The organism is Streptomyces sp. NPDC001406 (assembly GCF_042895285.1).
Taxonomy (GTDB): domain Bacteria; phylum Actinomycetota; class Actinomycetes; order Streptomycetales; family Streptomycetaceae; genus Streptomyces.
This window is the reverse complement of record NZ_JBIAWG010000018.1, coordinates 1-11,206: the sequence shown is the minus strand read 5'-3', so window position 1 is coordinate 11,206 and position 11,206 is coordinate 1. Positions and strand designations below refer to the sequence as shown.

Annotated in this window: 12 protein-coding genes and 1 pseudogene; 11 read left to right on the top strand and 2 right to left on the bottom strand. The window is 71.3% G+C overall.

Annotated features, from left to right (window positions below; translation table 11 throughout):
• Window positions 1-585 precede the first annotated feature (585 nt).
• Window positions 586-1,455, bottom strand: a complete 870-nt coding sequence (locus ACFY1J_RS35785) for a bifunctional DNA primase/polymerase (RefSeq protein WP_390712354.1) — start codon at window positions 1,453-1,455, stop codon at window positions 586-588.
• A gap of 377 nt (window positions 1,456-1,832) precedes the next feature.
• On the opposite strand from ACFY1J_RS35785, the gene ACFY1J_RS35780 reads away from it, so the two are divergent.
• The 8 genes from ACFY1J_RS35780 to ACFY1J_RS35745 all read left to right on the top strand — a co-directional run bounded on the left by ACFY1J_RS35780 (window position 1,833) and on the right by ACFY1J_RS35745 (window position 9,728).
• Window positions 1,833-2,144: a hypothetical protein gene (locus tag ACFY1J_RS35780; RefSeq protein WP_390712353.1), complete on the top strand. Its 312-nt coding sequence runs from the start codon at window positions 1,833-1,835 to the stop codon at window positions 2,142-2,144.
• A 184-nt stretch (window positions 2,145-2,328) separates the two neighbouring features.
• Window positions 2,329-3,492: an acyl-CoA dehydrogenase family protein gene (locus ACFY1J_RS35775; protein ID WP_390732656.1), complete on the top strand. Its 1,164-nt coding sequence runs from the start codon at window positions 2,329-2,331 to the stop codon at window positions 3,490-3,492.
• A gap of 116 nt (window positions 3,493-3,608) precedes the next feature.
• Complete coding sequence (locus ACFY1J_RS35770; RefSeq protein WP_390732712.1) at window positions 3,609-4,511, top strand: bifunctional MaoC family dehydratase N-terminal/OB-fold nucleic acid binding domain-containing protein; 903 nt, start codon at window positions 3,609-3,611, stop codon at window positions 4,509-4,511.
• A gap of 1 nt (window position 4,512) precedes the next feature.
• Window positions 4,513-5,586, top strand: coding sequence for an acyl-CoA dehydrogenase family protein (locus ACFY1J_RS35765; RefSeq protein WP_390732655.1), 1,074 nt, complete (start codon window positions 4,513-4,515; stop codon window positions 5,584-5,586).
• A 13-nt stretch (window positions 5,587-5,599) separates the two neighbouring features.
• A complete protein-coding gene (locus ACFY1J_RS35760; RefSeq protein ID WP_390732711.1) occupies window positions 5,600-6,022 on the top strand; it encodes an acyl dehydratase in 423 nt (140 codons plus the stop codon).
• Window positions 6,019-7,185, top strand: a complete 1,167-nt coding sequence (locus ACFY1J_RS35755; protein WP_390732654.1) for a lipid-transfer protein — start codon at window positions 6,019-6,021, stop codon at window positions 7,183-7,185. Before ACFY1J_RS35760 ends, ACFY1J_RS35755 begins: the two co-directional genes overlap by 4 nt.
• A gap of 147 nt (window positions 7,186-7,332) precedes the next feature.
• The gene (locus ACFY1J_RS35750) at window positions 7,333-7,926 is read left to right on the top strand and encodes a SigE family RNA polymerase sigma factor (protein WP_390712349.1); all 594 of its coding nucleotides are present in this window, start codon (window positions 7,333-7,335) and stop codon (window positions 7,924-7,926) included.
• 155 nt (window positions 7,927-8,081) lie between these two features.
• The gene (locus ACFY1J_RS35745; RefSeq protein WP_390712359.1) at window positions 8,082-9,728 is read left to right on the top strand and encodes a long-chain fatty acid--CoA ligase; all 1,647 of its coding nucleotides are present in this window, start codon (window positions 8,082-8,084) and stop codon (window positions 9,726-9,728) included.
• Between the two features lie 49 nt (window positions 9,729-9,777).
• On the opposite strand, the gene ACFY1J_RS35740 is transcribed toward ACFY1J_RS35745, so the two are convergent.
• On the bottom strand, window positions 9,778-10,044 hold the full coding sequence (locus tag ACFY1J_RS35740; protein ID WP_390712348.1) for a GntR family transcriptional regulator: 267 nt from the start codon (window positions 10,042-10,044) through the stop codon (window positions 9,778-9,780).
• A gap of 165 nt (window positions 10,045-10,209) precedes the next feature.
• On the opposite strand from ACFY1J_RS35740, the gene ACFY1J_RS35735 reads away from it, so the two are divergent.
• From ACFY1J_RS35735 to ACFY1J_RS35725, 3 genes and pseudogenes are all read left to right on the top strand, one after another.
• Window positions 10,210-10,431, top strand: a complete 222-nt coding sequence (locus ACFY1J_RS35735) for a hypothetical protein (protein WP_390712347.1) — start codon at window positions 10,210-10,212, stop codon at window positions 10,429-10,431.
• Window positions 10,428-10,685 carry a hypothetical protein gene (locus ACFY1J_RS35730; RefSeq protein ID WP_390712346.1) on the top strand — a complete coding sequence of 86 codons (258 nt, stop codon included), beginning with the start codon at window positions 10,428-10,430 and terminating at the stop codon, window positions 10,683-10,685. Before ACFY1J_RS35735 ends, ACFY1J_RS35730 begins: the two co-directional genes overlap by 4 nt.
• Window positions 10,686-10,787: 102 nt before the next feature.
• A pseudogene (locus ACFY1J_RS35725) lies at window positions 10,788-11,111 on the top strand (transposase); the annotation flags it as partial.
• Window positions 11,112-11,206 lie beyond the last annotated feature (95 nt).

Here is an 11,206-nt window from a genome sequence, read left to right as displayed (position 1 = left end):
TGGGGCGTCGGGAAAGTGACTCCAACCGGGGGGGGGGGGCGCGGACCCGGGGGTTAAACACCCCCCCGCCGCCCCGCCGGCCCCCCGGCGGGGGGGGGGGCGGCCCCGGGCCCCCCCCCCCGGCTCTTCTCGTTGCCCGCCTCCCGGTTGCGGAAGCTCAGATGTAGCTCAGCGTTCGGCTCGGGCTCTCCCCGCCGGGTGGGGTGCTCAATACGATCACCGCATTGCTCGCAAGGGGATCTTCGAAGTCTGGGCGGTGGTCTACGGTCGGCAAGTGGCAGCTCTGGGCCACCGGCGGCCCGGTGCGGCTTGGCAGACGCCGTCGGTTCTGGCCCGAATCCGCCAATCGACGACCGGCGTGAGGGCTGCGGCCGGCTGGCCGTTGGCCCCCCGCACCGCCCAACTTCGAAGACCCTCGCAAGGCCCAGACCGGGCCGGTCGACCCGTCGACCCGGTCTGGGCCGGTGAATTCGAGGGGGAACAGACATGTTCGGAACGTTGGACACCGGGGCGGTTCTGGGGACGCTCGCCGCGCTCGTTCCCGTGGTCGCGGCAGCCCTCTGGCTTGTTCGCCGCTGAGGGAGTTCACGGGCGGCGGCCCGTCATGCGGGCCGCCGATGCGATTGTTGCGCGTGCCTCGTGTTCGGTCAGGCCGGTGTTGAGGGCCGCGGCGATCAGGGGGGCGATCAGGGCGCGGCCGATGCCGTTCTCGTAGGCGCGGCAGGCCGCCCAGAACAGGCGGGTGTTGCGCTGGCCCTCGTGGGCGGCGAGGACGAACTGGACCAGGCCCTGGCCGCGGTCGCCGAGCGAGGGGTGCGTCGCGGCGTGGGCCGGGCGCGGCGGCGGGAGCAGCAGCCGGAGCAGCGCGGGCGGGCAGGGGGCGGGGGCCAGGTGCGCGGTGCCGGGAGCGGCGCCGTAGACGCCGTGGCCGGTGCGTGAGCCGGGGCCGACCAGGTAGCCGCCGGCGCCGCGGATGTCGATGCCGGGGGCGAGCCGGCTCGCCGAGTTGGGGACGACGACGTCGGGCGGGCCGGTCAGCCAGAGGTGGCGGCCGCCGCTCGGGGTCAGTACGACGACGGTCTCGGGGATCGTGAACAGATGCCGCAGGGCCAGTTCGCGCAGTGCGGCCGAGGAGTCCGTGCCGGACTTGGTGTCGAGGTCGATGCCGATGAGGTGGTGCGGGGGCAGTCCGCACGCGATGCCGTAGCCGGTGGCCCAGGGTGCGGCGGAGAACAGTTCGCGGATGCGGACCGGGTCGGACGAGGCGTCGTACACACCGTGTCCGAAGCGCCCGCATTCGCCGTGGCAGGGAGCCGGGTCGGGGTCGTCGTGGTGGGGGGAGCGCAGGGCCGGGAGCTTCGTCCGGGTCAGGGGGATGACGGCCAGTCCGCGTTCGGCGGCTGACAGGGCGTGTGCGAGGGCCAGCGTCGTGGCCTGCCGGTCGGTGGTGGCCATGCCTTCATTTTCGTACATGCGTTCGAAAAAGGGAAGGGGGGTCGGGGGCGACTCGCCGGGGCGGCAAAGTTGGCCGGAACTGTGCTGGAACGTTTCCTCGCCTGCGGCGCACGGGGTGGAGAAGGGTGTGTTGGTGATGCTTGGGGCAAGGGATTGCTAAAGGTGGTGAAAGGGGTTTATCGACATGTCATCACGCTTGAGGGCGAATCAGGGCATCCGGGGTGGTTCGCCGGGGATCCGCTGGGCAACTCTGGACTCGCGACGTCGTGCACAACCACCGGGGCGGTCGGCCAACTTCCCTGGCAGAAGCCGTACTTGAGGCACTCGACGTACTCGCGGCCAGTGGCCGACGGGTACACCGTTCTGGAGGAACAGACATGGCAAGCATCCGTACCGCCCGCGTTCTCGCCGCCGTCTCCGCGCTTCCGCTCGCAGCCGCCCTGTTCACCGGCGTCGCGGCCGCGGACAACGGCGGCTTCGCGGCCGACGGATCGAACGCGGGCGTGGCGAGCATCGTCGGCAGCGGGGTCGGCCATAACAACAGCGGCAACTCGGCCACCACACAGCAGAACGCGGCCGGCCACGGAGCCTCGAACCAGAGCAATACCGCGCAGGTCAACCGCTCCGCGTTCACGGCCATCAACCAGGGCAACGAGAACGTCCTGATCCACTTCACCAAGCTGTGGTGAGCCGCGTCTGAAGTCCCTTGTGGGGTGCGCTTTTCGGGGTCGTCATGCGTCTGTGCGGCGGTGCTTCGGTACCGCCGCACAGGCGTTTTCGCGCTCCTGGCCGACCTTGACACCCGACGAGATCTGACGGACAGTCAGAAACCGTCATTCGTAGTCATTCGCACGAGGTCGGGAGGCTCACGCCGTGCACCTCGCCCCCACCGAGCGCCAGCAGCGGCTGCGCGCCGAACTCCGCGCGTACTTCCGGGACCTGATGCCCGACGGGACCCTCGACGTGGACGAACAGCGGGCGCTGCTGCGCCGTATCGGCGCCGACGGCCTGCTCGGGCTCGGCTGGCCGGTCGAGTACGGCGGTCAGGGCCGTGGCGCGGACGAGCAGTTCGTGTTCTTCGACGAGGCCCACCGTGCGGGCGCCCCCGTCTCGATGGTCACCCTGAACACGGTCGGGCCCACGCTGATGAAGTACGGGAGCGAGCGGCAGAAGGCCTGGTTCCTGCCCAGGATCCTGCGCGGCGAACTGGTCTTCGCGATCGGCTACAGCGAGCCGTCCGCCGGGACCGACCTGGCGTCGCTGCGGACACGGGCCGTGCGCGACGGCGACGGCTGGGTGGTGGACGGCCAGAAGATCTTCACCTCGGGCGCCCAGCACGCCGACTGGATCTGGCTCGCCTGCCGCACCGACCCGGAGGCGGCCAAACACCGCGGCATCTCGATCCTCCTCGTCCCCACCGACGTGCCCGGGTTCTCGTGGACGCCGATCGAGACGGTGGGCGGGCAGACGACCACGGCCACCTACTACGACGGGGTCCGGGTCCCCGCCGGGAACCTCGTCGGCACCGAGAACGACGGCTGGTCGCTCATCACCAACCAGCTCAACCACGAGCGGGTCGCCCTCGCGGCCATCGGTATGCAGGCCGAGGACTTCCACGCGGCCGTGCTCCGCGCCGCCCGTGCCCCGGATCCGGTGACCGGAAGGCGCCGGATCGACGAGCCGTGGGTGCGCGCGCAGCTGGCCGAGGCGCACGCCCGGCTCGCGGCGACGCGCCTGCTCAACTGGCGCCTGGTGGGCGACGTCGGCGCGGGCCGGCTCGCACCGGGCGACGCGAGCGGAGTGAAGGTGGCGGGCACCGAGTCGGCGGTGGCGGTGTACCGCATCTGCCAGCACGTCCTCGGGACGGACGGGCTGGCGGGACTGGTGCGTGCGGGCTCCCCGGGCGCGTTCGGGGACGGCGGGATCGAGCGGCTGAACCGGGCGGCGCAGATCAACACGTTCGGGGGCGGGGTGAGCGAGGTGCAGCGGGAGATCGTCGCGACGATGCGGCTCGGGATGACGAGGGGGCGGCGGTGAGCGACGGACCGGACGAGCCGGACGCACGGTTCAAGGAACACGATGGGCCAGATGCACGGCTCAAGGAGCAGGACGAGCCGGGCGCACGGCTCACGGAGAAGGAGCACGACGACGAGCTGTACGCACGGCTCAAGCAGTACGAAGGGCGGGCGGCCGCCGTCGCCTGCGTGGGCAAGGACCCGGTCAACGTGCCGATGATCCGGCACTGGTGCGAGGCGATGGGCGACACGAACCCGGCCTACGAGGGGCCGGACGCCGTAGCCCCGCCCACCATGCTCCAGGCGTGGACGATGGGCGGCCTCTCCGGCCACGAGGGGCGCACGCCCGCGTTCGACGAGCTGATGACACTCCTCGACGACGCGGGCTGCGTCTCGGTCGTCGCCACCGACTCCGAACAGGAGTATCCGCGGTCCCTGCGGCCCGGGGACGAGGTCACGTTCGACACGGTGATCGAGTCGGTGTCGGAGCGGAAGACGACGAAGCTCGGCACGGGGTACTTCATCACGACCCGCATGGACGTGCGGGTCGGCACGGAACTCGCGGGCACGCACCGCTTCCGCATCCTCAAGTACGCCCCGTCCCGCCGCACACAGCGACCCCCGCGCGCCCGGCGTCCCCACCCGGTGGTCAACCGGGACAACACCGGCTTCTGGGAGGGCGTCGAACGGCACCGGCTGCTCATCCAGCGCTGCGCCGGCTGCGGCACGCTGCGCCACCCCTGGCTGCCGGGCTGCAACACCTGCGGCTGCCCGGACTGGGACACGGTCGAGGCGAGCGGCGTGGGCACGGTCCATTCGTACGTCGTCATGCACCACCCGCCGTTCCCGGCCTTCGACCCTCCCTATGCGGTGGGGCTGATCGAGCTCGCGGAGGGCGTGCGGATGATCAGCAACGTGGTGGGGGTGCCGTACGACAAGGTGCGCATCGGTCTGCCGGTCCGGGTGGAGTTCCGGACCTACGAGGACGAGGAGGGCGCACTGGTCCTGCCGGTGTTCCGGGTCACCGAGGGCGAGGCCTGACATGGACTTCACGCCCACGGAGGAACAGGCCGAGGCCCGCGACCTGGCCGCCCGGATCTTCGGCGACCTCGCGACGCACGAGCGGCTCGAAGCCACCGGCACCGGCAGCGACCCCGAGCTGTGGAAGGCGCTGTGCGGGGCGGGCCTGGTGAGCGCGGTGGCGGAGCTGGGCCTGCTCGGGCTGGTGCTGCTGCTGGAGGAACAGGGCCGTACGACGGCTCAGGTGCCGTATGCGGCGAGCTGTGTCCACGGGCTCCTCGCCCTCACCGCCCACGGCACCGCGGAGCAACGGGAGCGGCTGCTGCCGGGCATCGGGGACGGCTCCGTGGTGGTGAGCGGGGCGCTTCCGGCGCAGGGAGGGGTACGGGCCTCGGCCCGGGGAGGGGTACGGACCTCGGCTCAAGGCGGGATACGGGACCTGGCTCGGGGCACGTTGACCGGCACCGTCCCCGTCGTCCCCTGGCTGCGGGACGCCACGCACGTCCTCGTCGCCGACGCCGGCCGGCGGCTGTGGCTGGCCCCTCTCGCGGAGGGCACCACGGTGACGCCGGTCGAGCTGACCGCGCCCTGGTCGGCCGGTCGCCTCACCCTCGACGACGCGCCCGCGGAACGGCTCGGCGGCCAGGACGCCTACGCCGGTGTCCTTGCCACCGCCCGCATCGCCTTCGCCGGGCTGCAGGCCGGGGTGTGTGCCGGATCGCTCGCGCGGGCCGTGGCCCATGTGAACGGCCGGGAGCAGTTCGGCCGCCCGCTCGCCACCCGGCAGGCGGTCCAACTGCGCGCCGCCGACGCGTACATGGACACCGAGGCGATACGGGTGACGGCGTACGAGGCGGCCTGGCGGCGCGACATGGGGCTCCCCTACGACACGCACGCGCTGACCGCCGCCTGGTGGGCGTCCGAGGCGGGACAGCGGGTCGTCCACACGGGCCAGCATGTGCACGGCGGTGCGGGCGCCGACCTCGGTCATCCGGTGCACCGGCACTTCCTGTGGGGGCGACAGCTGGACGCCTATCTGGGATGCGGGGGCGAAGTGCTTCAGGAGCTGGGGGAGTTGATCGCGAGTGCGGAGTGAGGGCATGGCCATGCTGACGGCGGGTGCGGAGCTGCCGCCGCTGGAGATCCCGATCACGCGGACCCTGATCGTGGCCGGCGCGATCGCGTCCCGCGACTACCAGGACGTCCACCACGACGCCGAGTTGGCCCGGCAGAAGGGCTCCCCGGACGTCTTCATGAACATCCTGACGACGAACGGCCTGGTCGGCAGGTACATCACGGACCACTTCGGCCCGACGGCCGTGCTCCGCAAGGTCGCCATTCGGCTGGGGGCGCCCAACTACCCGGGGGACTCCATGGTGTTGACCGGCCGGATCGAGGAGGTGGACGGCGACACCGCCACCGTCCGGGTGACCGGCTCCAACGGCATCGGCAGACATGTGACCGGCACGGTGACGGTCACGGTGAGGGGCGCCGTGACGGTCACCGTACCGGCGGAGGGTGGCGCGCGATGAGCGTACGCGGCCGGGACACGCTCGGCGGACGCGCGGCGATCGTCGGTATCGGTGCCACCGAGTTCTCCAAGGACTCGGGGCGCAGCGAGCTGCGGCTGGCGGTGGAGGCGGTGCGGGCCGCGCTCGACGACGCGGGGCTGACCCCCGAGGACGTGGACGGTCTGGTGACGTTCACGATGGACACCAGCCCGGAGATCACCGTGGCCCAGGCCTGCGGGATGGGTGAGCTGTCCTTCTTCTCCCGGGTCCACTACGGCGGCGGGGCGGCCTGCGCGACCGTGCAGCAGGCGGCGCTCGCGGTGGCGACGGGCGTGGCGGAGGTGGTGGTCTGCTACCGGGCGTTCAACGAGCGGTCGGGGCGGAGATTCGGCTCGGGCGTGCAGCACCGGGAGCCGTCGGCGGAGGGTGCGGCGCTCGGCTGGGCGCTGCCGTTCGGACTGCTCACCCCGGCGTCCTGGGTGGCCATGGCGGCACAGCGCTATCTGCACACGTACGGGCTGACCCCGGAGGCGTTCGGGCACGTGGCCGTCGTGGACCGCAAGTACGCGGCGACCAACCCGGCGGCGTACTTCCACGGCCGCCCGATCACGCTCGCCGACCACGCCGCCTCGCGCTGGATCGTGGAGCCGCTGAGGCTGCTGGACTGCTGTCAGGAGACGGACGGCGGCCAGGCGCTCGTCGTCACCTCCGTGGAACGGGCCCGCGACCTGCCCCACCCGCCCGCGGTGATCGCGGCCGCCGCGCAGGGGGCCGGCCGTGCCCAGGAGCAGATGACGAGCTTCTACCGCGACGACCTGACCGGTCTGCCGGAGACGGGGGTGGTGGCCAGGCAGCTGTGGCGCACCTCCGGGCTGGCCCCGGCCGACATCGACGTGGGCATCCTGTACGACCACTTCACCCCATTCGTCCTCATGCAGCTGGAGGAGTTCGGGTTCTGCGGGCGGGGCGAGGCGGCGGACTTCGTGGCCGAGGAGCGGCTGCCGCTCAACACGCACGGGGGACAGCTCGGGGAGGCCTACCTCCACGGTATGAACGGGGTGGCGGAGGGGGTACGCCAGGTGCGGGGCACGGCGGTGAACCGGATACCGGGGGCGGACCGGGTCCTGGTGACGGCGGGGACGGGGGTGCCCACGTCGGGGCTGGTCCTCGCGGCCGACGGCTGAGCCCTCAGGGGTAAACCCGTAGTAGCGGACGCCCGGCACTCCACCTTCAGGAGGTGTAGGTGCCCCCACTCCTACAACCTGAGGGGGACTCGGCTTCGGGACCTGGGACCGATCCGCCGCGCGGGGGGTCGCTCATAGCGTGGAGCCATGACCACACCCGTCTGCACAAGCGCGTCGGACGCCGCCACATCGGTGAGGCAGACCCTCCCCCCGTCCCGGCTCCGCCCGACCGGGGGGACTCCCGCGTACCCGTCGTTCGCGTCGTACGTGAGGGCTCGCCATCCGGTGCTGCTGCGTACCGCACGGTCGCTGACCGCGAACCCGAGCGACGCGGAGGACCTGCTGCAGACCGCGCTCACCAAGACCTATGTCGCCTGGGAGCGGATCGAGGACCACCGGGCGCTCGACGGCTATGTGCGCCGGGCTCTGCTGAACACGCGGACCTCGCAGTGGCGCAAGCGCAAGGTCGACGAGTTCGTGTGCGACGAGCTGCCCGAGCCGGAGCCGGTGCCCGGCGGGGACGACCCGGCGGAGCGGCAGGCGTTGCACGACGCGATGTGGCGGGCGATCGCGAAACTGCCGGCCCGGCAGCGGGCGATGGTCGTCCTGCGGTACTACGAGGACCTGAGCGAGGCCCAGACGGCCGAGGTGCTCGGGGTGTCGGTGGGGACGGTGAAGTCGGCGGTGTCACGGGCGCTCGGAAAGCTGCGCGAGGACCCGGAGCTCGACCTGGTGCGATAGGCGCGCGCGGCCCTCCCGAAGCAAGCGCGCGACCCCCCGAAGCCCACGAGTTTGCCTGCCCCTAGTGACATACCGCGCGGTATGTGCGCAGAATCAGCGCAGCCCTTACCACCGCGTAGGCAAAGTCGCCCCGGGAGGACTCCGTGCTGAGCACCATGCAGGACGTACCGCTGACCGTCACCCGCATCCTTGTGCACGGTGTGCTCGTGCACGGACAGTCCCAGATCACCACCTGGACCGGGGAGGGCGAGCCGCAGCGGCGCAGCTTCGCCGAGGCGGGCACCCGCGCGGTGCAGCTCGCGAACGCCCTGCGCGACGACCTCGGCATCCGGGCCGACGACCGGGTCGCCACGCTGATGTGGAACAACGCCGAGCACGTCGAGGCGTACTTCGCGATCCCCTCCATGGGTGCGGTGCTGCACACGCTCAACCTCCGCCTGCCCGCCGAGCAACTGGCCTGGATCGTCAACCACGCCGCCGACCGCGTGATCATCGTCAACGGCTCGCTGATCCCGCTGCTCGCGCCGCTGCTGCCGAGGATGACGAGCGTCGAGCACATCGTCGTCTCCGGCCCGGGCGACCGCTCCCCGCTCGCCGGCGCCGCGGCGCAGGTGCACGAGTACGAGGAGCTGATCGCGGACAAGCCGACGACGTTCGACTGGCCGGAGATCGACGAACGCCAGGCCGCCGCCATGTGCTACACCTCCGGCACCACCGGCGACCCCAAGGGCGTGGTCTACAGCCACCGTTCGATCTATCTGCACTCCATGCAGGTCAACATGACCGAGTCCATGGGGCTGACCGACCAGGACACCTCGCTCGTCGTGGTCCCCCAGTTCCACGTCAACGCCTGGGGCCTGCCGCACGCCACCTTCATGACCGGCGTCAACATGCTGATGCCGGACCGCTTCCTGCAGCCGGCCCCGCTCGCCGAGATGATCGAGAGCGAGAAGCCGACCCACGCGGCAGCCGTCCCCACCATCTGGCAGGGCCTGCTGGCCGAGCTGACCGCCAAGCCCCGGGACGTCTCCTCGCTCACCCAGGTCACCATCGGCGGCTCGGCCTGTCCGCCCTCCCTCATGAAGGCCTTCGACGAGCTCGGCATGCGGGTCTGCCACGCCTGGGGCATGACCGAGACCTCCCCGCTGGGCACGGTGGCCCGCCCGCCGGCCCACGCGGTCGGTACGGAGGACGAGTTCGCGTACCGCCTCACCCAGGGCCGCTTCCCGGCCGGCGTCGAGGGCCGCCTCACCGGCCCCGGCGGCGAGCGCCTTCCCTGGGACGGCGAGTCGGCCGGCGAGCTGGAGGTGCGCGGCCCGTGGATCGCGGGCGCCTACTACAACGGCCCCGACGCCGAACCGCTCCGCCCCGCCGACAAGTTCAGTGAGGACGGCTGGCTCAAGACGGGTGACGTCGGCGTCATCAGCCCCGACGGCTTCCTCACCCTCACCGACCGTGCCAAGGACGTGATCAAGTCCGGCGGCGAGTGGATCTCCTCGGTCGACCTGGAGAACGCGCTGATGTCCCACCCGGACGTCGCCGAGGCCGCCGTGGTCGCGGTCCCCGACGACAAGTGGGGCGAGCGCCCGCTGGCCACGGTCGTGCTGAGGGAGGGCTCCAGCGCCGACTTCGCGACTCTGCGCACCTTCCTCGCGGAGGAGGGCAAGATCGCCAAGTGGCAGCTCCCCGAGCGCTGGACGCTCGTCGAGGCGGTGCCGAAGACGAGCGTGGGCAAGTTCGACAAGAAGGTGCTGCGCAGGCAGTACGCCGAGGGCGGCCTGGATGTGACCAAGCTCGGCTGACGCCCCTCCGCACGACCGACAGCCCCTGGCTTGCGCCGGGGGCTGTTCGTCATGCGGGGGTTTCGGGGGAGGGCGGGGGTACAGGGTCGACCACGAAGGACCCTCGGGCGCGCACGGTCACCACCAGCCCTCTGTCCCGGAGGATGTCCATCGCGCGGCGGACGGTGCCCGGACCCACCCCGTAGTCATGGGTCATCGTGAGTTCTCCCGGGAGCCGGGTGCCAGGCGGGTACTCACCGGAACGGATCTTCCGCTCGATGATTGCGGCCAGTTGTTCATAGACGTAGTGCGGCGAGTCGGGGCTGATTCTGTCCACGTTTTGACCGTAGGGCGCCACTTTCCACTGCGCATCACTCCCTACTGCTATCAACCACTACCTACCACTACTCACTATCGCTAAGCTCGGGACGGACAAAAGCGCCCCGGCGGGAAGTCTGCAGCTTCCACGCCGGGGCTGAGCCGACTGCAACGGAGTCGACCTGTGCGCACCCTACTCGTCGCGATCCTGCGATTCCTGCTCCCCGCTCGTGGAGCCCACCGGGCCGAGGGGCCCGTGTCCGTCATGGCGCCCCCGCCCGCTTCCGCTCCCCTTCCCTCTCCCGGTCACCGTCCTGCCCTGACCGCGCCGCGGTACCCGTCCGTCGTCTTCGTCGACGGTCTGCCCCTCGTCCGCCCGTACGTCCCCATGGGAGTCGCCGTATGAGCATGCGCCGCCTCCGCAGCCTCGGCGTCGACCCGGTCACCGGAAAGGCGGTCTACGCCGTCACGGAATCCGGTGGTTTCCTGGCGGCGCTCGCCGATGCCCACGCCGTGCGCGCCGCGGCCGCCCTGCTTGCCGTCGTGGGCGCCGTACTGGAGGCCGACCGGGCATCCGACGCCGAACTCGCCGCGTTCGTACGGCCGTTGTACGACGCTCTCGCGGAGTGCGTCGCGATGGTGGCGGCGGACCGGGAGTAGAACCCCGCGCCCTTCCTAGTGCCGCATCAGGCAAAGTTCGCCTCGTTGTGACGTGTCGTCCGGTTGCTGCGCCCTGCGGCACCAGACGGTCAGAATGATCGCGTGGCTGAACGCGTGCGGGTCCGTGAGATCGATGACGACGAGGGACGGCGCCTGCTGCGGATCATCCGCCGGGGCACCGGATCGGTGGTGACCTGGCGGCGGGCCCAGATAGTGTTGCTGTCCGCCCAGGGCCTGTCCGTTGCGAAGATCGCCACGGTGACGTTCACCAGCGCGGACCGGGTCCGCGACGTGGTCCACAACTTCAACGCCGACGGCTTCGACTCGCTCTACCCGAAGTACAAGGGCGGGCGCCCGAAGACCTTCACGCTGCCCGAGCGCCGCGAGATCAAGAAGATCGCCAAGTCCAAGCCGGCCGAGCAGGGCCGGGTCTGATGCACGATCGGGTGACATCTGAACTGGCTTGCCCTGTGGGGCGGGTGGGAAGGATGTCGCTGTGCCCAAGCCTTATCCGGAGGAGT